This window comes from Streptomyces sp. NPDC096105 (assembly GCF_044763335.1).
Lineage (GTDB): Bacteria > Actinomycetota > Actinomycetes > Streptomycetales > Streptomycetaceae > Streptomyces.
Genome location: NZ_JBIWGC010000016.1, coordinates 108,669 through 131,966, shown reverse-complemented (window position 1 = coordinate 131,966; position 23,298 = coordinate 108,669). Strand labels below are relative to the sequence as shown.

General features: G+C 72.7%; 27 protein-coding genes and 1 pseudogene. 18 read left to right on the top strand and 10 right to left on the bottom strand.

Annotation, left to right across the window (positions count from 1 at the left end; all coding sequences use genetic code 11):
- Window positions 1-30 precede the first annotated feature (30 nt).
- The 13 genes from ACIQ8B_RS23885 (at window position 31) to ACIQ8B_RS23825 (ending at window position 6,892) form a co-directional block, all read left to right on the top strand.
- Window positions 31-234 carry a hypothetical protein gene (locus ACIQ8B_RS23885; RefSeq protein ID WP_234342140.1) on the top strand — a complete coding sequence of 68 codons (204 nt, stop codon included), beginning with the start codon at window positions 31-33 and terminating at the stop codon, window positions 232-234.
- Window positions 234-902, top strand: a complete 669-nt coding sequence (locus tag ACIQ8B_RS23880) for a DUF2637 domain-containing protein (protein ID WP_403549434.1) — start codon at window positions 234-236, stop codon at window positions 900-902. The genes ACIQ8B_RS23885 and ACIQ8B_RS23880 overlap by 1 nt, the downstream gene beginning before the upstream one ends.
- Before the next feature lie 19 nt (window positions 903-921).
- Window positions 922-1,113, top strand: a complete 192-nt coding sequence (locus ACIQ8B_RS23875) for a mobile element transfer protein (RefSeq protein ID WP_403549432.1) — start codon at window positions 922-924, stop codon at window positions 1,111-1,113.
- An 11-nt stretch (window positions 1,114-1,124) separates the two neighbouring features.
- Window positions 1,125-1,280 (top strand): hypothetical protein, encoded by a 156-nt coding sequence (locus tag ACIQ8B_RS23870; protein WP_106412442.1) that lies wholly within the window; start codon window positions 1,125-1,127, stop codon window positions 1,278-1,280.
- 12 nt (window positions 1,281-1,292) lie between these two features.
- Window positions 1,293-1,610 (top strand): SpdD-like protein, encoded by a 318-nt coding sequence (locus tag ACIQ8B_RS23865; protein ID WP_403549430.1) that lies wholly within the window; start codon window positions 1,293-1,295, stop codon window positions 1,608-1,610.
- 91 nt (window positions 1,611-1,701) lie between these two features.
- A complete protein-coding gene (locus ACIQ8B_RS23860) occupies window positions 1,702-2,253 on the top strand; it encodes a GGDEF domain-containing protein (RefSeq protein WP_403549428.1) in 552 nt (183 codons plus the stop codon).
- 85 nt (window positions 2,254-2,338) lie between these two features.
- On the top strand, window positions 2,339-2,524 hold the full coding sequence (locus ACIQ8B_RS23855) for a hypothetical protein (protein ID WP_102637910.1): 186 nt from the start codon (window positions 2,339-2,341) through the stop codon (window positions 2,522-2,524).
- Window positions 2,517-3,893, top strand: coding sequence for a replication initiator protein RepSA (repSA, locus tag ACIQ8B_RS23850; RefSeq protein ID WP_403549426.1), 1,377 nt, complete (start codon window positions 2,517-2,519; stop codon window positions 3,891-3,893). The genes ACIQ8B_RS23855 and repSA overlap by 8 nt, the downstream gene beginning before the upstream one ends.
- The gene (locus ACIQ8B_RS23845; protein WP_403549424.1) at window positions 3,887-4,096 is read left to right on the top strand and encodes a helix-turn-helix transcriptional regulator; all 210 of its coding nucleotides are present in this window, start codon (window positions 3,887-3,889) and stop codon (window positions 4,094-4,096) included. Before repSA ends, ACIQ8B_RS23845 begins: the two co-directional genes overlap by 7 nt.
- Window positions 4,096-5,343 (top strand): tyrosine-type recombinase/integrase, encoded by a 1,248-nt coding sequence (locus ACIQ8B_RS23840; RefSeq protein WP_403549422.1) that lies wholly within the window; start codon window positions 4,096-4,098, stop codon window positions 5,341-5,343. Before ACIQ8B_RS23845 ends, ACIQ8B_RS23840 begins: the two co-directional genes overlap by 1 nt.
- 347 nt (window positions 5,344-5,690) lie before the next feature.
- Window positions 5,691-6,101, top strand: coding sequence for a VOC family protein (locus tag ACIQ8B_RS23835; RefSeq protein ID WP_290007894.1), 411 nt, complete (start codon window positions 5,691-5,693; stop codon window positions 6,099-6,101).
- A gap of 54 nt (window positions 6,102-6,155) precedes the next feature.
- Window positions 6,156-6,533 carry an SMI1/KNR4 family protein gene (locus ACIQ8B_RS23830; protein ID WP_403549420.1) on the top strand — a complete coding sequence of 126 codons (378 nt, stop codon included), beginning with the start codon at window positions 6,156-6,158 and terminating at the stop codon, window positions 6,531-6,533.
- A 119-nt stretch (window positions 6,534-6,652) separates the two neighbouring features.
- The gene (locus ACIQ8B_RS23825) at window positions 6,653-6,892 is read left to right on the top strand and encodes a hypothetical protein (protein WP_403549418.1); all 240 of its coding nucleotides are present in this window, start codon (window positions 6,653-6,655) and stop codon (window positions 6,890-6,892) included.
- Here ACIQ8B_RS23825 and dapA read toward each other — a convergent pair.
- The gene (gene dapA / locus ACIQ8B_RS23820; protein WP_403549416.1) at window positions 6,867-7,784 is read right to left on the bottom strand and encodes a 4-hydroxy-tetrahydrodipicolinate synthase; all 918 of its coding nucleotides are present in this window, start codon (window positions 7,782-7,784) and stop codon (window positions 6,867-6,869) included. The genes ACIQ8B_RS23825 and dapA overlap by 26 nt on opposite strands.
- A gap of 134 nt (window positions 7,785-7,918) precedes the next feature.
- On the opposite strand from dapA, the gene ACIQ8B_RS23815 reads away from it, so the two are divergent.
- Together ACIQ8B_RS23815 and ACIQ8B_RS23810 are read left to right on the top strand one after the other, a co-directional pair.
- Window positions 7,919-8,335, top strand: a complete 417-nt coding sequence (locus ACIQ8B_RS23815) for a phage holin family protein (protein ID WP_403549414.1) — start codon at window positions 7,919-7,921, stop codon at window positions 8,333-8,335.
- The gene (locus tag ACIQ8B_RS23810) at window positions 8,332-8,688 is read left to right on the top strand and encodes a DUF3618 domain-containing protein (protein WP_290007885.1); all 357 of its coding nucleotides are present in this window, start codon (window positions 8,332-8,334) and stop codon (window positions 8,686-8,688) included. Before ACIQ8B_RS23815 ends, ACIQ8B_RS23810 begins: the two co-directional genes overlap by 4 nt.
- A gap of 110 nt (window positions 8,689-8,798) precedes the next feature.
- On the opposite strand, the gene ACIQ8B_RS23805 is transcribed toward ACIQ8B_RS23810, so the two are convergent.
- Window positions 8,799-10,628 carry an endonuclease/exonuclease/phosphatase family protein gene (locus ACIQ8B_RS23805; RefSeq protein ID WP_403549412.1) on the bottom strand — a complete coding sequence of 610 codons (1,830 nt, stop codon included), beginning with the start codon at window positions 10,626-10,628 and terminating at the stop codon, window positions 8,799-8,801.
- 201 nt (window positions 10,629-10,829) lie between these two features.
- Here ACIQ8B_RS23805 and ACIQ8B_RS23800 point away from each other — a divergent pair, with 201 nt between their 5' ends.
- The gene (locus ACIQ8B_RS23800) at window positions 10,830-12,260 is read left to right on the top strand and encodes a hypothetical protein (protein WP_403549410.1); all 1,431 of its coding nucleotides are present in this window, start codon (window positions 10,830-10,832) and stop codon (window positions 12,258-12,260) included.
- 126 nt (window positions 12,261-12,386) lie between these two features.
- Here ACIQ8B_RS23800 and ACIQ8B_RS23795 read toward each other — a convergent pair whose 3' ends face one another.
- The 7 genes from ACIQ8B_RS23795 to ACIQ8B_RS23765 form a co-directional block, all read right to left on the bottom strand.
- Window positions 12,387-13,598, bottom strand: coding sequence for a TerD family protein (locus ACIQ8B_RS23795; protein WP_403549472.1), 1,212 nt, complete (start codon window positions 13,596-13,598; stop codon window positions 12,387-12,389).
- Between the two features lie 362 nt (window positions 13,599-13,960).
- Window positions 13,961-14,950: a zinc-dependent alcohol dehydrogenase family protein gene (locus ACIQ8B_RS23790; RefSeq protein ID WP_403549408.1), complete on the bottom strand. Its 990-nt coding sequence runs from the start codon at window positions 14,948-14,950 to the stop codon at window positions 13,961-13,963.
- Complete coding sequence (locus ACIQ8B_RS23785) at window positions 14,947-15,798, bottom strand: carbohydrate ABC transporter permease (protein WP_403549406.1); 852 nt, start codon at window positions 15,796-15,798, stop codon at window positions 14,947-14,949. Before ACIQ8B_RS23785 ends, ACIQ8B_RS23790 begins: the two co-directional genes overlap by 4 nt.
- Window positions 15,795-16,736, bottom strand: a complete 942-nt coding sequence (locus ACIQ8B_RS23780) for a carbohydrate ABC transporter permease (protein WP_403549404.1) — start codon at window positions 16,734-16,736, stop codon at window positions 15,795-15,797. The genes ACIQ8B_RS23785 and ACIQ8B_RS23780 overlap by 4 nt, the downstream gene beginning before the upstream one ends.
- Window positions 16,733-18,103 carry an ABC transporter substrate-binding protein gene (locus ACIQ8B_RS23775; protein WP_403549402.1) on the bottom strand — a complete coding sequence of 457 codons (1,371 nt, stop codon included), beginning with the start codon at window positions 18,101-18,103 and terminating at the stop codon, window positions 16,733-16,735. The genes ACIQ8B_RS23780 and ACIQ8B_RS23775 overlap by 4 nt, the downstream gene beginning before the upstream one ends.
- Window positions 18,104-18,202: 99 nt before the next feature.
- Window positions 18,203-18,973 carry a DeoR/GlpR family DNA-binding transcription regulator gene (locus tag ACIQ8B_RS23770; RefSeq protein ID WP_403549400.1) on the bottom strand — a complete coding sequence of 257 codons (771 nt, stop codon included), beginning with the start codon at window positions 18,971-18,973 and terminating at the stop codon, window positions 18,203-18,205.
- Between the two features lie 414 nt (window positions 18,974-19,387).
- Window positions 19,388-20,197: an NAD-dependent epimerase/dehydratase family protein gene (locus ACIQ8B_RS23765; RefSeq protein WP_403549398.1), complete on the bottom strand. Its 810-nt coding sequence runs from the start codon at window positions 20,195-20,197 to the stop codon at window positions 19,388-19,390.
- A 251-nt stretch (window positions 20,198-20,448) separates the two neighbouring features.
- Here ACIQ8B_RS23765 and ACIQ8B_RS23760 point away from each other — a divergent pair, with 251 nt between their 5' ends.
- Both ACIQ8B_RS23760 and ACIQ8B_RS23755 read left to right on the top strand, forming a co-directional pair.
- Window positions 20,449-21,390 carry a 5-dehydro-4-deoxyglucarate dehydratase gene (locus tag ACIQ8B_RS23760; RefSeq protein ID WP_403549396.1) on the top strand — a complete coding sequence of 314 codons (942 nt, stop codon included), beginning with the start codon at window positions 20,449-20,451 and terminating at the stop codon, window positions 21,388-21,390.
- The gene (locus tag ACIQ8B_RS23755; protein WP_403549394.1) at window positions 21,387-22,556 is read left to right on the top strand and encodes a hypothetical protein; all 1,170 of its coding nucleotides are present in this window, start codon (window positions 21,387-21,389) and stop codon (window positions 22,554-22,556) included. The genes ACIQ8B_RS23760 and ACIQ8B_RS23755 overlap by 4 nt, the downstream gene beginning before the upstream one ends.
- On the opposite strand, the pseudogene ACIQ8B_RS23750 reads toward ACIQ8B_RS23755, so the two are convergent.
- Window positions 22,493-23,128, bottom strand: a pseudogene (locus ACIQ8B_RS23750) (MFS transporter); the annotation flags it as partial. The gene ACIQ8B_RS23755 and the pseudogene ACIQ8B_RS23750 sit on opposite strands and share 64 nt — an antisense overlap.
- Window positions 23,129-23,298 lie beyond the last annotated feature (170 nt).

Sequence of the window (23,298 nt, the reverse complement as noted above, 5' to 3'; positions counted from 1 at the left end):
CCTGCCATGCCAGAAACCGGAGGTGCACCCGTGGACACCCGCGAGGACTTCAACCGTACGGTGCAACTGCTCAGCGCCCTGGCCCTGTACGCCCACACCTTGGGCGCCGACCCCGCCTTCGTCGACGCCATCGGCCCGTCCCTGGCCGTCTCCCTCCCCGAACCCCCGCCCGGCATCTTCCCGCCCGGCTACGACCCCACCGACGGCCCTCAGTACCCGGGAGGGCAGCCGTGATGGCCACCCGTTTGCGCATCGATGCCGTCCTGGTCCAGGCCGTCATCGCCGGGGCGCTGTCCTTCGCGCACCTGCACGACCTGGCCGCCGCTGCCGGACAGGACGGCTGGAAGGCCTGGGCCTACCCGGTCTCGGTCGACCTGCTCCTGGTGGCCGCCTGGCGTCGACTGCGTACGGACGGGCCGTCCCGGCTCGCCTGGTGCTGGTTCCTCATCGCCTTGGTCGCCTCGCTCGGCGCGAACGTCGCCACCGCCGGACTCCTCGACCTGGGCGACGTCCCGGCCTGGTTGCGCATCCTCGTCGCCGCCTGGCCCGCCCTGGCCTTCATGGGCGGCACCCTCCTCGCCCACTCACCCAATCGGCAGGAGCCGGAAGCGCCGGCACCCTCCGTCCCGGACCCGGAGCATGAGCCCGAACCGGTCACCGCTGCTGAGCCGGACCCGGAACCTCAAGCCGTAGCGGTCCCGGCGGCCGAGGAAGCCCCGGCCCTGCCCACCGCGAAGCCCCGTCCGGTGGTGCCGGTCCCGGCCGCGCTGGTCGACCACGCCCGCAAGGTCGCCGCCGACCACCAGCAGCGCACCGGCTCCCGGATCGACACCGACACCCTCCGCGCCCGCCTCGGCGTCCCGCCCCAACTCGCGGACGCCATCGCTGCCCAGCTCACCTGACCCGAGAGGAGACCCCGTCATGCCTGCCCGCGACTTCTTCCACGCCGTGATGCGGATCGGCCCGGTGCAGATCGGCACCCACCGCGATCGCAACGGCACCACCAAGCACGCCGCCGTGTGCAGCTCGGACGGCTGCGGCTGGTCCGCCGACTACTCCAGCCAGTCCGCCGCCCAGCTCGCCGCCCGCACCCACCGCTGCAAGGTCCGCTAGGAGGCCACCCCATGGATGTCCCCCTCTGGTTCGCCCTGGTCGTCGTCGGCTGGCTCGGCGTCAAGCTCATCCGTCCGCCGCTCTGGCTGGTCCTGGTGCTGCTGCTCGGCGGCTACCTCCTCGCCGACAGCCTCCTGTCCCCGGTCATCGACACCGCCGTCAAGTAAGGAGACCCGCTCATGTTCCGGCCCAAGCTCCCGACCATGCCCCAGCCCACCGGCACGGTCACCCCTCCCGCCGTGGTGGAGCCGACCACCATCACCCCGGGCACCTCGGTTTCGCCGCCCACCCCGGCCCCGGTCGCTGGCCCTGCCCGTCCCACGGTCCAGCTCACCCCCGGCACCGCGCTCGCCCTGGTCGGCGGCGGCACCGCCGTGGTCCTGGTCGTCGGCGCCGTCCTGGTCTCCATGCTCCTGGCCGTCGCCATCACCGCCGCCTCGGTCGCCGTCTGCGCCGTCGTCCTGCGCTCGCTGCTGGCCTCCCAGCACCGCCGCTGACCAGTCCCGGTGGCGACGCACAAGCCGCCAAGCACGCCGCCGCCTTCCGGGACCCGTACCTCGCCAACCGCCGTCACCGAAGGGAACGCTCATGGACCTGCAGATAGCCGCCGCCCTGGTGCCGTTACTGGGCTGGGCCGTGCACGGGGGCATCCTCACCCACCGGCTCGCCGCCGCCCGCCGTGACCCGCTGACCGGTCTGCACACCCGCGCCGGTTGGACCACCCGCGCCGAACACTGCATCCGCCGGCACCCGGCCGCCGCCGTCCTCCTGGTCGACCTCGACCACTTCAAGACCCTCAACGACACCCACGGCCACGCCGCCGGGGACGCCGCACTCATCGCCACCGCCGACCGGCTGCGCACCTGGTGCGGAGGCCACGGCACCGCCGGACGCCTGGGCGGGGACGAGTTCGTCGCCGTCGTCCAGGACCTGGCCGCCGTCGACCTCGACGCGCTCACCACCGCACTCCACCGGCCACTGGACTACAACGGCGTTTCGCTGCCGCTGGCCGCGTCGGTCGGCGTCTGCCGCCTCGCCGAGCTGCCGGTGCCGCTGCTGACCGATGCCCTCGCCGCCGCCGACGCGGCCATGTACGCGGCCAAGGGCCGTGGTCGCCGGGGCTCACGCCTCTCTCGCTGACCGGCCGCCGGGTGGCGCACAAGCCGCCAAGCACGCCGCCACCCGGGGCCGTTCCTTCCAACCGCAATCGAAAGGAACCACCATCATGACCCAGCACACCCCGCCCGCGTCGCGTATCTGCCCGGCCTGCGACGGCTTCGCCTCCGTCGCCGTCACCATCGGCGGCCGTGACCTGCGCGGGCACCTGCGCACCATCACCGCTCACTGCCCGGTCTGCCATGGCACCGGTACGGTCACCGCCCGCCGCGTCCGGGAGGGCGCTGGTGCCTGAGACGCTGCTCGACCCGACCACCCTCGGCGACCTGCTGAGGGTGGCTTCGGCCGTCGACTACCGCCGTTGGGAAGAACAGATACGCCGCACCGGTGGCTGCGCCGACCCCATCCACCTGACCGGCTGGGTCGTGCACAAGGACAAGACCACCGGCGAGACCCTGCACCACTACTCCACCGAGGGCGAGCCGGGCGGCCGTCTCCGCCTGGCCTGCGGCAACCGGCGTGCCTCCCGGTGCCCGTCCTGCGCCTGGACCTACGCAGGGGACACCTACCACCTCATCCGCGCGGGCCTCGCCGGTGACGACCGCCGCGACATCTCCGCCACCGTCCGCGATCACCCGCGCGTCTTCGCCACCCTCACCGCACCCTCGTTCGGTCCCGTCCACAACCGCCCTGACCGTGGCGTCTGCCGCTGCGGAGTACGGCACACCCCGGACGCTCCGGAACTGGGCACCGCCCTCGACCCGGCGACGTACGACTACGCGGGCGCGGTGCTGTTCAACAACCACGCCGGGCAGCTCTGGCAGCGCTTCACCAACCGGCTCCGCCGCGAGATCGCCGCCCGCGCCGGCCTCACCCAGCGCGAGCTAAAAGAGCGTGCCCGGCTGTCGTACGGCAAGGTCGCCGAGTTCCAGAAACGCGGAGCCCTGCACTTCCACGCCGTGATCCGCATCGACGGACCCGACGGCCCGGACACCCCGCCGCCGTCCTGGGCCACCGTCGACATGCTCGCCGACGCGATCCGCGCCGCCGCCGCGCACTCCTACACCTCGGTCTCGGTCCCGGCCGCCGAAGACCAACCGGCCCGGACCTTCCGCTGGGGCACCCAGCTCGACGTCCGCCCCGTGAAGGCCTTCGGGGACGGCTCCGAGATCACCGAGCAGGCTGTCGCCTCCTACGTCGCCAAGTACGCCACCAAAGCGGCCGAGAACACCGGCACCCTGGACCGCCGCATCGGGGAGCTCTCCGAGCTCGATCGCCACCAGGTCCCCGACCACACCCGTCGCCTGATCGAAGCCTGCAAGACCCTCGACCCGCTCTACCCGGACCGACGGCTGTGGGCCTGGGCTCACATGCTCGGCTTCCGCGGCCACTTCTCCACGAAGTCCCGCCGCTACTCCACCACCCTCGGCGCTCTTCGCCAGGCCCGCGCCGACTACCGGGCAGCCCAGGAACACGCCGCCCTCGGCCTCGACGACGACCGCGAGCCGGACACCGTCCTCGTGCTCGCCGACTGGCAGTACGCCGGACACGGCCACACCCCCGGCGAATCCGTCCTCGCCGCCACCATCGCCCGCGACCTCCAACTCAACCGCGAAACCGCACGCGAAGAACTCGCCCTGCTGTCAGACGAGAAGGAATGGTGACCATGCCAACCCGACTGCCCGACCGCTACCTCACCCCCGAGGACCTGGTCCGGCTCTTCGAGCTGCCCAGTGTCGAGACCGTCTACCAGTGGCGGAGGAAGCGCATGGGTCCCCGCGGCTTCCGGGTCGGCCGGCACCTCCGGTACGACCCCGCAGAGGCGCAGGCATGGGTCAGGTCCCGCACGGAAAGGGCCGCCGCCTGATGGCCGGACACGTTCAGGACCGCTGGTACAAGACCGTCCCCGGGCCGGACGGCAAGACCGTCAGGGTCAAGACCGACCGCCACGGTGTCGGCCACCGCTACCGCGCTCGGTACATCGCGCCGGACGGCTCCGAGAAGTCGAGGAGCTTCCCGGACAAGCAGAAACGCAAGGCCGAAGCCTGGCTGTCCAACATCGAGGCGGACATGTCCCAGGGCCGGTACATCGATCCGGCCGCGGGCTCGGTGACCTTCGCGCAGTACGCCAAGGAGTGGATGGCGGCGCTCACCGTCGACCCCGTGACCCGCGAGAGCGTCGAAATCCGTCTGCGGGTCCACGCCCTTCCATACCTCGGGGACCGGCCGATGGCGTCCTTCCGGCCCTCGCACCTGCGGGCGTGGATGCGCCAGCTGGAGGCGACCGGGCGTGCGGCGTCCTACCGGCGGTCGATCTTCGCCAACGTGTCGGCCGTGTTCACGGCGGCCGTGGAGGACCGGATCATCGCTGAGAACCCATGCCGGGCCCGCTCGGTGCGGGCGCCCTCCCTCGACGGCCGGAAGGTCAAGCCCTGGTCGGTAGAGCGCGTCATGGCCATGCACGAAGCCATGCCGGACGTCTACCGGGAGATGGTTTCCCTGGGGGCAGGCTGCGGTCTCCGGCAAGGCGAGATCTTCGGCCTGGCGCTGGAAGACGTCGACTTCCTGGGCGGGACGGTGCACGTCGTCCGGCAGGTCAAGCTCCTGCGCGGTACGCAGATGGTCTTCGGTCCGCCTAAGGGCGGTAAGGAACGGCACGTGCCCTTGCCGGAGACGGTCGCCTTCGCACTGGCCGATCACATCACGCGGCACGAGCCGGTAGAGGTCTCGCTGCCCTGGAAGACGCCGGACGGCCCGCCCGTGACGGCCTCGCTGCTGTTCGTCAACGTCCGGAACGAGGCGCTGGCGCTGCACCGGAATCGCTTCAACCAATACGTGTGGCGACCGGCTCTCGCGTCGGCCGGCATCCCCCTCGGACGCGAGAACGGCATGCACGCCCTCCGCCACTTCTACGCATCCGTCCTCCTGGACGCGGGGGAGAGCATCAAAGCCCTGAGCGAGTACCTGGGTCATCACGACCCGAGCTTCACCCTGCGCACGTACACCCATCTGATGCCGAACAGCGAGGCACGGACCCGGGCCGCCGTGGATCGCGTCTTCCGGGACCCGGACAGTACCGAGGACGGCCCCGAAACGGCCCCTGGGGCAAGCTGACCGCCTGACCTGCATCGCGATCAAAACAGCCACAACTGACCGCCACCGGTCGTCGCCGAGCGCCCTCCACGGTCCGAACGCGGCCCGGGAGGGCGCTCGTGCTGCGAGCAGGTTCCCGGGACCGTTCCAGGCGCCGGTGACGGGGCTCGTTGTCCTTGGGCTGTGTTTCCCTCTCAGGCCATGGACGAACGGGATCCACCTCCGAGTTCCTCCACCGCGTCCTCACCGATGCCGATTTCCGGCCGTCCGGCATCGCGCACGACGGCCTCGGCGCGACGTTCGTGCCCGAGTCCGATGGCCGCCCGCTCCGACGAAGACGGGCAGTGGCCGTGTGACACCATCGCGGGATGCTGCGACTCACCGATTTCATCATCGACTGTCCGGACACGATGAAGCTGGCGGGCTTCTACTCGGAGGTGACGGGGCGGCCCCTCAAGGAGGACAGTTCCGCGGACTGGGCCGGGATCCGGTTCGGGGAGGTCGAACTCGCGTTCATCCGGGTGGACGACTACCGGGCGCCGCAGTGGCCCGACACCGAGCATCCCAAGCAGTTCCACCTGGACTTCGAGGTCGATGACATCGACGCCGAGCAGGCCCGCGTGCTCGGCCTCGGGGCGACGTTGCGGCAGGACTTCGTCGGGCCCGAAGGCTACGGGTGGCGGATCTACACCGACCCGATCGGGCACCCCTTCTGCCTGTGCCGGAACAAGGGCGTCGTCTGGACCGACCAGGGTCCCGTCTGGCCCGGGCGCGACTGACCGGCCGTCGTGCTCGAGGTCTTCGGCGGAGTCCCAGCCGAGTTTCGCGCGCCCGTGGACGGGGCCGCGCCGAGGGAGGCGGAGCGGCTGCTCGGGCGGAGGGTGCCGGCGCGGCTGGGCGCCCTGGTGCGGGAGACGGACGGGATCGCCGACCCGTACGGGACCGGTGTCGTGTGGCCGCTTGAGCACATCGTCGGGCAGAACCTGCTGTTCTGGTCCGGTGAGGCGTTCGCCGGGCTCTCCACGCCCTTCGACTCCCTCCTGTTCTTCGGGGACAACGGCGGCGGCGACCAGTTCGCCCTCGTCGTCGCGCCCGAGCGGGACGACGTCTTCGTCCGGGAGCACGAGACCGACAGCCGGGTGTGGGTCGCGGGCGGGCCGGAGGAGTATCTGCGGCGGGCGCTCGGCGGGGAGGGTGACTGGTGGCGGTAGCTGGTCCTCGTACGGGTTACTTTCCGTGACCTTGAGGTCGTTTTGGCGGATGAACGGGTGGACACAGGGTCCGATCAGACGCCAAGGCGACTGAATGTGCACGGAAAAGGGGACGGGCGATGTCCGACAAGTGGGTGCGGGGCGTGCTGCGCTGTGTGATCGGCGGGATGGGGGTGGCCGCCATGCTGATCTTCTGCGGGGCCGTGGCGGACACCGCGTACGCCGATGAGACGGCCACCGGTTCCGGCAACGGGCACCGGGTGGGGCTGGTCAACGCCGATCTCGGGCAGATCGACGATCCCGCCGAGGACGTGCTGGAGCACGTTCTGCTGTTCAGCGACGGGCAGTTGTGGAACTGACCTCCGCGGTCAGGCGGGCGTAGGCCTCCCGCAGGGCGGTCGCCGCCCCTGGGTCCGCCGGGCACAGGGGCGGGCGGACCGGGCCTGCGGGGAGGCCCAGGGCGGCGAGCAGGGCCTTCGCCGTCACCGTGCCGGGGAGGCCGCCCGCCATCATGGCCTCGATCAGCGGGGTCAGGCGGTGCTGGAGGCGGACGGCCCCGGCCGTGTCGCCCTCGTCGAAGGCGTCGAGGACGGCTCGGACCTCGGACGGGGCCACGTTGGCCACCGTGCTGACGCAGCCGGCGCCGCCCACCGCGTACAGCGCCAGGTTGTGTTCGTCGCAGCCCGCGTAGTACGCCAGGTCCGTGCGGGCCATCACCGTCTGCGCCGCCAGGAAGTCGTTGCTGCAGTCCTTCACCGCCACGATGCGCGGGTGTTCGGACAGGCGCAGGAGGGTGTCCGGTTCGATGCGGACGCCGGTGCGGACCGGGACGTCGTACAGGACCACGGGCAGGCCCGTCGCGTCGGCGGTCTCGCGGAGGTACGCCTCGATCGCGTCCTGCGGGGGGCGGCTGTAGTACGGGGCGGCCAGGAGGACGGCGTCGGCGCCCGCCCGCTCGGCCTCGCGGGCCAGCGTGACGGTGTGCGCGGTGTCGGGGGTGCCGACGCCGGCGATCAGCGTGGCGCGGGTACCGACGGCCTCCCGCACGGCCGCGATCAGGGACCGCTTCTCCGCGTCCGACGTGGTCGGGGACTCCCCGGTCGTGCCGGACAGCACCAGGCCGTCGCAGCCCCGGGCGGCCAGGTGACCGGCGAGGCGCTGGGCGCCGTCCAGGTCCAGCGCGCCGGAGGACGTGAAGGGGGTGATCATCGCGCACAGGGCGCGGCCGAGGGCGGGACGCGTCGAGGTCATGGGAGGAGTGTCGGCCGAGGAACGGTGAAGTTCCACTTACTTTTCCTCACTGGTACCGGTAAGCGTTGCTTGAGGGATAGTCGGCTGACGCCAGGGGTACTCGGGTGACCCACCCCACCGAGAGGAGGCGCACCGTGGCCGGAACCATCCATCAACGGCCCGTCCGCGACGAGCACAGCGTCGGCGAACTCGTCGGACAGGCCACCGAACAGATCTCGCGACTCGCACGGCAGGAAGTGGCGCTCGCCAAGGAGGAACTGGCCGAGAAGGGGCGCCGGGCCGGAGTCGGCGGCGGCATGCTGGGAGCGGCGGGAGCGTTCGGTTACGCGGGGCTGCTCGCGCTGGCCGCCACGGGAATCGCCGCACTCGACCTCGTGCTGCCTCTGTGGGCGGCGGCGCTGATCATCACGGTGGTGCTGTTCGCGATCGCCGGCGTGCTGGCGATGGCCGGACGCGGGCAGCTGCGCCGGGCCACGCCGCCCAAGCCGGAGCGGACGCTGGGCAGCGTGAAGGCCGACGTCGAGGAGATCAAGGAAAGGGCGCACCGATGACGCACGAGGTGAGGGGCGCGACGTCCCCGTCGGGGGCCCATCTGGACGCCGGGAGCGAGGCGGAGCGCGGGGCCAAGGGTCCGGACGAACTGCGCCGGGAGATCGAACGGACGCGGCACGAACTCGGCGACACCGTCGAGGAACTGGCCGGGAAGATGGACGTCAAGGCACGCGCCCGGGCGCGCGCCGACGACCTGAAGGACCGGGCCGGCGCGATGACCGTGCAGATGCGCAGCAGCGCCGCCCAGGTGGGCGAGCTCGGCAAGCAGCACCGCAAGCCGCTGACGGCCGCCGCGGGCGCGCTGGTGATGCTGGCCGTGGGCGTGGTGATGGTGCAGCGCCGCCACCACTGATCGCGCGGGCCACGCGGCCACGGGATCCGGCACCGGGTGCGGGCCGGAGGGCGGCGGGGGACGGAGCGGACAGCCGCTTCCGCCCCCCGCCGCCCGCTGTCAGGGCGAGGTCACGGCTTGAAGCGCAGGACCTGCGGGTCGTGGTCGCTGATCTGGTCGTGGAACTCCGCGTTGATGTGCACGCTGTCGTAGCTGAACGAGCACTGGCGGCGGATGGAGGGGCTGATCAGGATCTGGTCGAGCACCTGGCTGTTGCCCTGGTACACGTACGAGTAACGCTCCGACGGGGGAAGCGACTTGACGGCCGACCAGAGGGTGCCGCCGCCCTCCAGGATGCGGGTGGTGCGGGAGAACTCGAAGTCGTTGATGTCGCCGAGCGCCACGACCGCCGCGTTCTTCTGGACCTTGAGGATCTTCGCGGTGAAGTCGTGGACCTCCTGCGCCTGGAGGTGGCGCTGCGCCTCCGAGTTGCGCGCCGGTGGCTGGAACTGCGAGGTCAGGCTCTGGTCGCCGCCCTTGGACGAGAAGTGGTTGGCGATGACGACGACCGTGCGGCCGCGGAAGACGAACTCGCCGGCCAGCGGCTTGCGGCTGTCCTCGAAGGCCGCCGAGTCCGGTGCGATCCGGCCGGGGGAGAGGGTCAGGGCGGCCTTGCCGCGGACCTTGACCACGTCGGTCGGCGTGGTGGCGTCGCCGCCGGGCCGGTCGGTGAAGGACACCCGGGCCGGGTTGAACAGGAAGGCCTGGCGGATGTTGCCGCCCGGCTCGCCCCCGTCCTGCTTGTCGGCCGGGTCGACGGCGCGCCAGTGGTAGCGCGGGCCGCCGGCCGCCTCGACGGCGTCGATCAGCTTCGTGAGCGTGACGTCCGCGGCGACCGTGCCGTCGTCCGTGGCGCCGTTGTTGTCCTGGATCTCCTCCAGCGACACGATGTCGGGCGAGGAGAGGTGGTCCACGATCGCCTCGGCGTGCGCCGCGAAGGTGCCGTCGGACGGGTCGAGGTTCTCGACGTTGTACGTGGCTATCGCGAGCTCGGAGCGGTGCTGCTCGCGGGTCGTCTCCCGCTCGGTGCCGCCGGGTCTCAGGGTGCCGAGCTCGCTCGCCACCAGGGTGTAGCCGCCGTACTGGTTGTAGTCCAGCGGGCCCGTGGTGGCGCCCGCGAGGACGTCGCCGACGTTCGCGTCGGGGAAGTCGGCCGCCTTGCCCAGCGACTGGATCTGCAGCCGGCCGGTGTTCTGGGCGTCGTACGAGCCGTAGACCGTGCCGCCGCGCCGGGTGCGGTTCTCGTGGGGCTTCACCGTGACCCAGAGTTCCGTGTACGGGTCGGTGGCGCCCACCACGCGTGCGTCGGCGACCCGGACGTTCATGCCCTCCAGCGACTCGTACAGGTCGAGGGCGTACCTGGCCGGGCGCAGCGGCAGGGCGTTGACCGAGCCGCCGGCCGCCGGGTCGCCCTTCGGCGTGTACGCGGCGGGGACGGAGCGCGCGTCGAGGGTCGCCGGGACCGGGACCGGGTTGCCGCGCGAGACGACGGTGACGGTGGGTCTGGTGATCTGGGTCAGCGACTGGTTCCCGGAGGACGCGCCGCCGGGGACGAACTCCGTGACCGTGCCGGAGACGGAGACCTCGTCGCCCACCGCGACACCCTGCGGGGTGGAGCCGGTGAAGACGAACACGCCCTCGCTGGTGGCCGGGTCGGCGTCCGGGGCGGGGTCCTGCATCCAGAAGCCGCGGGACGACCCGTAGGCACGGACGCCGGTGACGATGCCGGTCACGTCCGTGACCTGCCGGCCGGCGTACGGCGACACGCGGGTGTCGCCCTGGATGTCGTGGATGTGCACGGACTCGGCGTGCGCGGGCGTCGTGAGGACGACGGTGGACGCCGCGGAGCACACGGCGGCGACGGTGAGCGCGGCGAGACGCGCGGACGGCTTGCTCGGCAACGGATTCCCTCCGGGGGCCGGAACGAGGGTGGATGCGGGACGCACACCCTGTCTACGCGCGTCAATGTCCAGCCTGGCCAAGCCACTTGTCAAGGTTTCGGCCATGTGCGCCGCCCGGCGCGGAGAGGAAGTGGGCGGCATGGGTGGAAATCCGTCTAGGCTGAGCGGCTGAGTCGTAGAGGGCACTAGGAGAAACAGCCGATGTCAGACAGCTCCATCCTGCCGCCGGCGCGGTTGCGCCCCGAAGCGGAGCTGGCGCGCGACGCCCTGTCCACTCCGGTGCTGTCCCGGGCCGCCAGGCTCGCCCGCTGGACAGGCCCCGGGACCCGCGTGGACGCCGGCGGCGGACTGGTGGACGAACAGCTCCCCGAGGCTGCCGCGGAGCTGGGTCTGAGCGGGGAGGACGCGGCGGCCGAGGCCAGCGAGGCCTGGCGGGTCGCGGTGGACACCGGGCTCGTCGAGGTGGTCGACGAGGAGGAGGGCACCGTCCGCGCGGGCGCCGAACTGGATCTGCTCACCGGAGGGTCGCCGCAGGACGTGCTGGGCGTCTGGCTCGGCGCCCTGGAGACCGTGCTGGACGACGCGAGCGTGCCGGACCTGGGCGGGCTGGTCGACGCCATCGCCGAGGGGTCGGGGGAGCTGGACCTCGACGCGCTGGACTGGAACCCGGAGGCCGAGGCGGAGTTCCTCGACGGGGTGCTCGGCAACCTGTACCTGCTGACCGTCGGCGAGGCCGCGCCCGGCGACGCGCCGGTGCCGCTGCCCGCGCTGGCGGCGTCCGTCATCGTGCCCGAGGACATGGCGGAGCCCAGCGACGACGTTCTGGAGCAGGTGTCCGACGCGATGATGCGGCTGGACGACCAGTTCCGGATGCTGGAGCCGATCGGACTCGTGGAGTACCGGCCGGTCGACGAGGCGCTGATGGCCGACGCCGACGAGGAGCCCGCCGCCCCCGTCGACGACACGGACGTCGCCCGCTACGGACTGGTGCGGCTCACCCCGCTCGGGCTGTACGGGCTGCGCGCCCGGCTGCTGGAGGCGGGTTTCGAGGCGCCCGCCGTCGGCGACCTCGCGGACAAGGGCGCCGACGCGCTGCTCGACGGCACGGCCGCGTACCCGCCGGCCGCCGCCCACGCCGAGACCGAGCACTGGCTGGAGCGGCGCCGGCCGTTGGAGGCGGCGCGGGAACTGCTGGCCGCGGCGCGCGGCGCGGACCCGGGGGCGCCGCTGCGGCGGCTGCGCTGCCAGCAGGCGCTGTCGCTGGTGGGCGCCGCCGCGGAGCCCGCGCTGCGGGACGTGCTGGACGACGCCGAACTGGGCGGGCTGGCGCGGGTCTGGCTCGCCGAGCACAGGGCCGCGGACGTGCCGCCGCCGTCCGAGGCGATGATCTTCTGGCTCACCATCGACACGGTGGCCGCGCAGCTCGCCGCCGAGGGCGAGTCCGAGGAGCTGCGCTCCTTGGTGGAAGGGCTGGCGCAGCAGCACAGCGGCTTCTTCGACACGGCGTGGCGGGTGGACCACCCGGCCACGGCGGACGTCCTGGAGGCGATGGGGCGCCTGCACGCCGACAGGAAGACCGCCAAGGAGGCGCGGAAAGCGGCCTTCAAGGCGCGGTCCCAGCAGGGCGGTTAGACGCCGCCGGGCGCCACTCGGGGGCGCGGGGCGAACCACGTGGCCGGAGCCCGGTGACGCCTCGCGGCACCGGGCGGGGCGTCCGGCGCCCCCCGGGACGGGCGCCGGACGCTTCGCAGCGGTGGGTCAGAGGGCCTGGGCGGCCGGCTTGACCATGCCGCGCACCGTACGGCCCTTCACGAACTGGCCCATCGCGGTCATCTCCCACTCGCCGGAGTACTGCCGGATCAGCTTCGCCATCATCACGCCCGTCTGCGGCTCGGCGCCGGCGAGGTCGAAGCGGACCAGCTCCTCGCCGGTGGCGGCGTCCATCAGGCGGCAGTACGCCTTGGCGACCTCCGTGAACTTCTGCCCGGAGAAGGAGTTCACCGTGAAGACCAGGCCCGAGACCTCCATGGGGAGGCGGCCGAGGTCGACGGTGATGACCTCGTCGTCGCCGGCGCCCTCACCGGTGAGGTTGTCACCGGAGTGCCGGACCGCGCCGCCCAGGATCTGCAGCTTGCCGAAGTAGCAGCTGTCGATGTGGTTGCGCTGCGGGCCGAAGGCGATCACCGAGGCGTCCAGGTCGATGTCCTTGCCGCGGTAGGCGGGCTCCCAGCCGAGACCCATCTTCACCTGGGACAGCAGCGGGCGGCCGCCCTTCATCAGGGAAACGGTCTGGTTCTTCTGGAGGCTGACCCGGCCCTTGTCCAGGTTGATCTTGCCGGTGCCGGGCGCGGCGGCGGGCGGGGCCGGGGGAGCAGCCGGGGCGGGCGGCGCCTGCGGGGCGGCGGCCGGGGGAGCGGGCGGGGCGGCCTGCGGGGCCTGCGGGGCCTGCGGGGTCACCGGCTGGGCCGGGGCGGCCGGCTCCTCGACCGTGACGCCGAAGTCCGTGGCGATGCCGGCCAGGCCGTCGGCGTAGCCCTGGCCGACGGCGCGGACCTTCCAGGCGCCGTTGCGCAGGTAGATCTCGACGATCACCAGGGCCGTCTCCGCGCCGAGCTGCGGGGGCGTGAAGGTCGCCAGGACGGCGGCGGTGTCCGCGTCGCGGACGGTCGCGGTGGGCTCGATGCCCTGGAAGGTCTGGCCCGCCGCGTCGGGGCTCGCGGTCACGACGATCTTTTCGATGCCGGGCGGTACGGCCGTGGTGTCGACCGTGATGGCGTCGGGGGCCGCGCCCCCGCCGGAGCGGTAGGTCACGCCCGGGCCCGTGGGCTGGTTGTAGAAGATGAAGTCGTCGTCGGAGCGCACCTTGCCGTCGGCGGTGAGCAGCAGGCCCGATACGTCGAGCCGCACGGGCGCGGCGACGTCCACCGTCACGCGGGCGGTGGGAAGAGGGATGTTCGAGCCGGGGGTCATAGCTGTCATGCCGGGTGAACGAGCGAGGCGGTTTTACCGTTCCCTTACCTGTGGTCCGTTCGGCGCAGCCGACCGCTCCGGTCCTGCTCGGCCCCGGCCGGCTGACGGACCGTGGTCGCCGGACGCCGTCACGGAACGGCACTTCGGTTTCCCGGGAGACGCCCGGACCGCGGGTACCGTCCTCGCCGCCGCACCGGCTCCCCTCGTGGAGCGCCCGCAGAGGTCCGCTCCGGCCCGTGGTCGCACCGCCCCGCACGGCACCCCCTCGGAACCGGCCCCCCGGCCCGCCCAGGTCAGCCACCGCTCGGCCGGCAAGGGGAGCCCCGACGGCCGGGCGTCGGGGCTCCCGAGCCGCGCGGTCGCTACGGCACCACCACGATCTTGCGGCCCACGCCCGCCGCGAACTGGTCCAGGGCCTGGGGGTACCGGTCCAGCGGGAGGCGGTCGCTGATGAAGACGTCCGGGTCCAGGACGCCGTTCGCGAACAGCTCCGCCGCGCGCTCGTAGCTGTGCAGGACGGCCATGGAGCCGGTGATGGTGATCTCCTGGTTGTAGATGCGGTACGGGTCGATCTCCACGCGGGTCGCGTAGTCCGCGACCCCGAACTGGAGGAACGTGCCCGCCTTGGCGACCCGGCTGAGCCCGTCCTGGATGGCTGCCGCGTTGCCGGTCGCGTCGATGACCAGGTCCCAGCCCTGCGGGCGGTCCAGCTCGTCCGGGGTGGCCGCGGAGGCGGAGACCCCCAGCGTCCGGGCCGTCTCCAGGCGCGCCGGGTTCAGGTCGACCACGTCGACGCTCGCCGCGCCGGTCCGCTTGGCCAGCTCCAGCATCATCAGGCCCATGGTCCCGGAGCCGTAGATCAGCACGTGCGCGCCGAGGCGGGAGCGGAGCACGTCGTAGCCGCGCACCGCGCAGGACAGCGGCTCGATCAGCGCCGCGTCCTGGGTGCGCACGTGCTCGGGCAGCTTGACGCAGTTCGCCACCGGCGCGACCGCGTACTGCGCGGCGCCGCCCGCCGCGGTGACGCCGATCGCCGCCCAGCGCTCGCAGAGGTTGTTGTGGCCGGTACGGCAGTAGCGGCACTCGTGGCAGTACAGGGAGGGGTCGACGGCGACCCGGTCGCCGAGCGCCACCTCCGTGACCTGGGAGCCGACGCCGACCACCTCGCCGGCGAACTCGTGCCCCGGCACGATCGGCAGCTTGGGCGCGAACTCGCCCTGGAGGATGTGCAGATCCGTCCCGCACAGTCCGCACGCGGCGACCTCGACGACGACGTCCCTCGGGCCCGGCACCGGGTCCGGGACCTCGGTGACGACGGCCCTGCCCACGGACTCGATGACGGCGGCCTTCATTTCACGGCTCCCAACGACAGGCCCTGGACGAGTTTGTCCTGGGCGGCGAATCCCGCGGCGAGCACCGGCAGGGAGATGACGAGCGACGCGGCGCACACCTTGGCCAGGAACAGGCCCTGGCTGGTGATGAAGCCGGTCAGGAAGACGGGGGCGGTCTCGGCGACCACGCCCGTCAGGACCCGGGCGAACAGCAGCTCGTTCCAGCTGAAGATGAAGCAGATCAGCGCCGTCGCCGCGATGCCCGGGAGGGCGATCGGGGCGACCACCCGGGTCAGCACCGTCGGCAGCCGGGCGCCGTCGATCCGGGCGGCCTCGATGACCGCGACCGGGACCTCGGAGAGGAAGGACTGCATCATCCACACCGCGATCGGCAGGTTCATCGAGGTGTAGAGGATGACGAGCAGCCAGACGTTGTCGAGCATCCCGGCGTTCTTGGCGAACAGGTAGATCGGCAGCAGACCGGCCACCACGGGCAGCATCTTGGTGGAGAGGAAGAAGAACAGGACGTCCGTCCACCGCTTCACCGGGCGGACGGACAGCGCGTAGGCGGCGGGCAGGGCCAGCACGAGGACCAGCAGCGTCGAGGTCACGGACGCGACCGTCGAGTTGATCAGGGCGGGCCAGGGGCTGGCGCCGCCGTCCGCGCCGAAGAACTCGCGGTAGCCGTCGAGGGTGAGGGCGGCGCCCCACGAGGGCGGGTTGGTGGCCGCGTCCGTCTCGGAGTGGAAGGACGTCAGGGCCATCCAGGCGACGGGCAGGAAGAACACGATGCCGGCCAGCCAGGCGACCAGGCCGAGGCCCGCTCCGCCGCGGAACCGGCCGCGGGTGCGTACGGCGGTGCTGCTCATGCGCGGGACACCTCCTCGCGGAACAGGGACGACACCACGCGCAGGGCGAAGGTCGCGATGACGATGGAGCCGATGACGACCAGGACGCCGGCCGCCGAGGCGAGGCCGTTCTCGTGCGCCTGGTAGAAGGTCTGGTAGACGGTGTAGGGCAGGTTGGCGGTGCCGAGCCCGCCGGACGTGAGGGTGAAGACGGCGTCGAAGTTCTGCACGATGTAGATCGAGCCGAGCAGGGCGCCCAGTTCGAGGTAGCGGCGCAGGTGCGGCAGCGTGAGGTGCACGAAGATCTGCCAGTCGCTCGCGCCGTCGACGCGGGCCGCCTCGATCTGCTGCTGGTCCCGGCTCTGCAGCCCGGCCAGCAGGATGAGCATCATGAACGGCGTCCACTGCCACACCAGCGACGCCTGCACGGCGAGCAGCGGGGTGCCGGAGATCCAGTCGGGCTGCGGACCGCCGACGTAGTGCAGCAGGCCGTTGAGCAGGCCGTACTCCGGGTTGTAGAGGACGTGCTTCCAGAGCAGGGCGGCGGCGACCGGGACCACCAGGAACGGCGCGATGAGCAGGGTGCGCACGACGGCCCGGCCGCGGAACCTCCGGTCGAGCAGCAGCGCGAGGAGCAGTCCGACGACCAGGCTGGCCAGGACGACGCCCACGGTGAGCAGGACGGTCGTCCAGACCGACTTGCGCAGCGCCGCATCGGTCAGCACCTCCTGGTAGTTGGCGAGCCCGGCGAAGCGGCGGGCGTCGGGGTAGAGGGAGTTCCAGTCGAAGAAGGAGATCACCAGGGTCGCCACGAACGGCAGCTGGGTGACCACGATCATGAAGATCAGGGCGGGCAGCAGCGGGGCGCGGGTGGCCCAGGCGCGGAGCCGGGCGGAGGGCCGGTGCGGTGCGGCGGACGTCTGCGGTGCGGCCGGAGGAGCCGTGGTCGTGGCGGTCATCGTCCCTCGTACTCCTCGGCGATCTCTTCTGCGAGCTGCTGGGACTTCCTCAGGGCCGTGTCGACGGACTGGCGTCCGGCGATGGCCGCGCTGATCTCCTGGGAGACCTTGGTGCCGAGATCGGTGAACTCCGGGATGCCGACGAACTGGATGCCGGGCGCCGGGCGGGGCTGGACTCCGGGGTCGTCGGGGCGGGCCTGTTCGATGGCCCGCTTGGTCATCTCCTGGAAGGCGGCGGCCTCCGCCCGGTAGTCGGGGTGGGCGTAGGTGGAGGCGCGCTTGCCGGCCGGGACGTTGGACCAGCCGATCTCCTCGCCGACCAGCCGCTCGTACTCCTTGCTGGACGCCCAGGAGACGAACTTCCAGGCGTTGTCGGGGTTGCGGGAGGCGTTCTGGATGCCCCACGCCCAGGTGTAGAGCCAGCCGGACGACTCCGTCTTCTCCACCGGCGCCGGCGCGTAACCGATCCTGCCGGCGACGGGGGAGCCGTCGGCCTCCAGGGAGCCGGCCGCGGACGTGGCGTCGTACCACATGGCGACCTTGCCCTGGGTCAGGTTGTTCAGGCACTCGGCGAAGCCGGCCTGGGGCGCGCCGGCCTCGCCGTGCTCGCGGACCAGGTCCACGTAGAAGGTGACGGCCTCCTTCCACTCGGGGGAGTCGAGCCGGGCCTTCCAGTCCTCGTCGAACCAGGTGCCGCCGAAGGTGTTGACCACGGTGGTGAGCGGCGCCATGACCTCGCCCCAGCCGGGCAGTCCGCGCAGGCAGATGCCCTTCATGCCGGGCCGCGCCCCGTCCGCCTTCGCGGCCAGGTCGGCGACCTGCCGCCAGGTGGGCCGGGCGGGCATCGTCAGGCCCTTCTCCGCGAAGACGTCCTTGCGGTACATCAGGAACGACGACTCGCCGTAGAACGGCTGGCCGTAGACCTTGCCGTCCTCGCCGGTGAGGGACTGCCGCATCGGCTCGAGGATGTCCTGCTGGTCGTACGCCCTGTCCTCGGCGACGTAGGGGTCCATCTCCTTCAGCCAGCCGTTCTTGGCGTAGATCGGTATCTCGTAGTTGGACAGGGTGGCCACGTCGTACTGGCCGGCCTGGTTGGCGAAGTCCTGGCTGATCTTGTCGCGGACGTCGTTCTCCGGCAGCACGGTGAAGTTCACCTTGATGCCGGTCTCCTCGGTGAAGTGGGCGGCGGTCAGCTTCTGCAGCTCGACCATCTGCGAGTTGTTCACCATCAGGACGTTGACGGCGTCGCCGCCGGACCCGGCCCCGCCCGCTCCGACCCAGCAGCCGGAGAGCAGCGGGGCGATCAGCGTCCCTGCGGCGGCCGCGGCGAGTACGCCTCGTGGCCTCCGTCGGCTCTGGGTTCGCATGGATCGCTCCTGGACGTATAGGGAGACATCGGGCGTCACCTGGCATGGTTCGGCCCCGTGGGGACGTGAAGCGGTGTGCGGTGGGGTGCGCGGAACTGCTCAGACCCGTACGACCTGAGGTCCGAGCAGGGAGTAGCGGTGGGCCTCGGAGGCCGGGAGCAGGGTGCTCGTCACGATCGCCTCCAGCGCGCCGACCTCGGCGAACCGGCAGAAGCTGACCGCTCCGAACTTGGTGTGGACGCCCGCGAACACCACGCGGCGGGCGGCCCGCACCGCCTGCGCCTTGACCTCGCCGACCGCCGGATCGGGCGTGGTCAGGCCGTGTTCGCGGGAGATGCCGTTGGCGCCGATGAACGCCAGGTCGATGACGAAGCCGGAGAGCATCTTCGTCGTCCAGTGGTCCACGGTGGCGAGCGTCCCGGAGCGGACGCGGCCGCCGAGCAGCAGGACGGACGCGTCGCCGTTCTGTGCGAGCGCGCCCGCGACCGGCAGGGAGGCGGTGACCACGGTGAGCGGCCGGCCGGCGGGCAGGGCCTCGGCGATGAGCTGCGGGGTGAAGCCCTCGTCGACGAAGACCGTCTCGGCGTCCCCGAGCAGCCCGGCCGCCGCGGCGGCGACCCTGCGCTTCTCCGGGACGTGACGGGTGGCGCGGAAGGCGAGCGTCGTCTCGAAGCCGGCGCTCTCCACGGGGTAGGCGCCGCCGTGGGTACGGCGCATCAGTCCGTGGTCCTCCAGGGCGCGCAGGTCGCGGCGGACGGTCTCCTTGGCCACGCCCAGGCCGGTGGCGAGCGCGGTCACGTCGACCGAGCCGGTGGCGCGGGCCACCCGCACGATCTCGCGCCGGCGCTCCTCGGCCGTCCTGTCGCTCATGGCCGGACCCCTGCTTTCTCGACTCGCCGCTGTGGTGCCTGGTTGCCCGTTCGGGCCACTGCAGGAAGTTGTACAGCGAGGGCGGGGCGCTGACCAGGTCTGTTGCGGGTCCGTTGCTGCCCGGTTGTGCCCGCTTGAGCGGGCGGGTGTCCGGCTCGGACCTGGGTGGAGGGTGGGAGCGGGCGGTCCCGGTGCCCGATTGCGGGTGCGCGGACGTGTGTTTCGTGCCCGCGTGGGTGTACGCCCGCACGTTTTCCGCCGCGCGGCGCGCTTCTCAGCACGCGGTGGCGCGAGGGGCCGCAGGGCGGTGGCTCCCGGGCGCGCTGCAAGGTGCTGCCTGCGCCCGCCCGTGCCGCCCCGGCGGAACGACTGCCCGCAGGCCGCGGTGTGCCCTTCCCGGGGGACGGGCGGCCGTCAGTACGGCCAGACCGGGGGGTCCGTCACGAAGTGGCCGCCCAGGCACGCGTGGGCCGGGTCCGCCGGGTCCGGCTCGCCCTGCTCGGCGAGCAGTTTCTCCGCATAGACCTCGGAGTCGTCCCGCGGCTCGTACCCCAGCGCCCGCGCCGGCCCCAGGTCCCACCACAGCCGCGTGTTCGCGGAGGAGCCGTACACCACGGTGTGCCCCACGCCCTCGGCGGTCAGCGCCGCGTGGAACAGCCGCGCCCCGTCCGCCGGACTCATCCACAGCGACAGCATCCGCACGCTCGTCGGCTCCGGGAAGCAGGACCCGATCCGCACGGAGACCGTCTCCACCCCGTGCTTGTCCCAGTACAGCTGGGCCAGGTCCTCGCCGAAGCACTTGGACAGTCCGTAGAAGGTGTCCGGCCGGTGCGGCGTGCCGACCGGGATCAGCGGGTCGTCGCCGTGGGGGCGCGGGGTGTGGCCGACGGCGTGGTTGGAGGAGGCGAAGACGATCCGGCGGACGCCTTCCTCGCGGGCGGCCTCGTAGAGGTGGTACGTCCCCTCGATGTTCGCCTTGAGGATCTTGTCGAAGGACGCCTCGAGCGAGATGCCCGCGAGGTGCACGACCGCGTCGGCCCCGCGCACCGCCTCGCGCACGGCGTCCCGGTCGCTCAGGTCACCGACGATCGCGTCGGGTGCGCCGTCCACCGGCCGCAGGTCGAACAGCCGCAGCTCGTAGCCGTACCGCGGGAGCAGTTCCCGCATCAGCGTGCCGAGGCCGCCGGCGGCGCCGGTGAGCAGGACGGTGCGGGGAGCGGGCATCTGCGGGTCTCCTTGCGGCGCCGGCCGGAACATACGGAGCGAACGTGCAGGTGGGCGTACGCCGTTCACGTGCGTGGACACGCTAAGGAGGCAGGACGCGGCGCGTCAAGTATCCCTCCCCCGTCACTTCGGCGTCAGTCGCGTGCAACGATCCGCTTGACCCGCCTCCCCGGCGGGTCCTACCGTGAGGGCGTTCACGGATATGGACATCAATCAAGAATATGGACCATGATCACGACCAGGGAGAGCTTGTGACGTCAGCCCCTCTCGCCGCGCGACTCAGTGTTCCCAGCGGGCCGCTGTTCTTCCCGGTCACCGCCTACGGACCCGACGGCGCCGTCGACCCCGCCGCCTGCCGGCTCCATGTGCGGCGCGGCGTGGAGTCCGGGGCCGCCGCCGTCTTCGCCTGCTGCGGCACGGGCGAGTTCCACGCGCTGACGCCCGAGGAGTTCGAGACCTGCGTGCGGGTGGCGGTGGAGGCCGCCGAGGGGCGCGTCCCGGTCGTCGCGGGCGCCGGCTACGGCACCGCCCTCGCCGTGCGCTACGCCCGGCTGGCCGAGGCCGCGGGCGCCGACGGGCTGCTCGCCATGCCGCCGTACCTGGTCAGGGCCGGGCAGGAGGGGCTGCTGCGGCACTACCGCGAGCTGGCCGCCGCGACCTCCCTCCCGGTGATCGTCTACCAGCGGGACAACGCCGTCCTCACCCCCGCCGCCGTCGTCGGGCTCGCCCGTACCGAGGGCGTCGTGGGCCTCAAGGACGGCCACGGCGACCTCGACCTGATGCAGCGCACCGTGAGCGCCGTGCGCGCGGCCGGCGTCGAGGACTTCCTGTACTTCAACGGGCTGCCCACCGCCGAACTGACCCAGCCCGCCTACCGCGGCCTCGGCATCTCCCTGTACTCGTCCGCGGTGTTCTGCTTCGTGCCGGAGATCGCCCTCGCCTGCCACACCGCCCTGCGCACCGGCGACGAGGCCACCGTGCGCCGCCTCACCGACGGCTTCTACCGGCCGTTCGCCGACCTGCGCGACCAGGGCCGGGGCTACGCCGTCTCGCTGGTCAAGGCGGGAGTGCGGCTGCGCGGGCTGGACGTGGGGGAGGTCCGTCCCCCGCTGCACGAGCCGGCCGGGGATCATCTCAAGCAGCTCGCTCGGCTGATCGAGCGGGGACAGGCGCTGCTCGAGGAGGGCATGTGAAGGCATCGGCGTTCGTCTACCCCTGGGACGTCAACGGGGACCCCGGGGCTCCCGCGCGGCTCGCGGAGCTGGGCACCGCACAGGTGACCCTCGCCTCCGCCTACCACTCCACCCGCGCGCTGACCCCCCGCCACCCCCGGCACCGCGTGGTCACCGCCGAGTACGCGGCCGTGCTGTACCCGGTCGACGGGTCCCGCTGGTCCGGCCGCCGCCTGCGTCCCCATCCGGCGGGCGACTGGGCGCCGGGGGACGCCTTCGGCGAGGCGGCCGCCGCGCTCACGGACGCGGGTCTCGAGGTGCACACCTGGGTGGTGCTCGCCCACACCTCCCGCCTGGGCGCGGAGCACCCGGAGACCTCGGTGGTCAACGCCTACGGCGACCGCTACCCCTGGGCGCCCTGCATCGCCCGGCCGGACACGCGCGCGTACCTGACGGATCTCGCCGCCGAGGCGGCCGTGCGTCCCGGCGCCCGCGGCACCGAACTGGAGTCCCTCGGCTGGTACGGACTGGCCCACCTGCACGCCCACGACAAGACCGCCGGGGTCCCGCTCGGGGACGCCGGGCAGTACCTGATGTCCCTGTGCTTCTGCCCCGACTGCCGGGACGGCTACGGGGAGGAAGGGCTGGACGCGGAGGAACTCGCCGCCGCCGTACGGGAGGCGCTGGACCCGGTGTGGCGGGGAGGGGCGCCCTCCGGGGGCGGCTGGGCCGGCGTCGGGAAACTGCTCGGCGACGCCCGGGCGCACGCCACGCGCGCGTGGCGCGACCGCACGGCCCGCACCCTCCAGGAGGCGGCCGTCGCCGCCGTGCGCCGGGCCGCGCCCGACGGCTTCCAGGTGCTGCTGCACGCCGACCCGGTGTCCTACCACTGCGGCGCCAACGCCGGCGTCGACCCCGCGCACATCCTCTCCGTCGCCGACGGCGTGGTGGTGCCCTGCACCGGTGATCCCGGCCCGGTCACCCCGTTCGCCCGCGAGGGCCGGGAGGGCGCCGTGCTCGCCGCCAACTTCACCGTGGTCTCCGGCATGGGCGGCAGCCCCGGCACCCTCGCCGCCGACGCGGCCGAGGCACGCCGCCTGGGCGCGACCGAACTGCGCCTGTATCACGCCGGGCTGGCGTCGGACGCGGACCTCGCCGCCGTGCGGTCGGCGCTGGCGGACCTCTGACCCAGCACCGTCGCCGTCACCCCCCAGAGGACCACCCCGAGGGCAATCAACTGGGCGCGCCGGCCGAGGAGTTCGACCAGCGCCGCGCCCGCGGCGAGCCCGATCACGTTCGGGACGTGCACCAGGGTGGTGGCGGTGACCCGGCCCAGCAGTGGGCCGGGAGTGCGCCGCTGCACGCTCGTGAGCGCGGCGGTCAGCACGGCGGGCAGCCCCGCGCCGATCGCGGCGCTGCTCGCCCAGGCCGCCGGGTCGTACGGCGCCGCGCGCAGTGCCAGTGCGACGGCCAGGAGGCCGATGCCGTACGCGGCGAACCGCCGGGCGCCCAGCCGCCGCTGGGCCGGTCCCGGGAGCAGTCCGGCCGCCACCGACCCCGCGCCCTGGACGGCGTACAGCACACCGGCGTAGGCGGGGGAGCGGCCCAGGTCCTCGACCACGGCGTACACCAGCGCCCCGTTCACGCCCGCGCACAGCATGGTGACCCCGCCCGCCAGGGCCGGCGGGCGCAGCACGGCGTCCGCCCACAGGCGCCGGAGGCCCTCGGCGGCCCCGCCCCGGCCGCTCCGCCGGGGCGCGCACCGCCCTCCGGCACCGGGCGACCGCCCGAGAGACGGACCGCGTCGATCTGCCCCGGAAGCGCCCGATCAGGACGCCCCGCGTCACATCCGCCCCGCCCCGGCAACCCCAACTTCCTTTGCGCGAAGCATTGACGAAACACCGGGCCACTCCTACGGTCGTCCGCGTC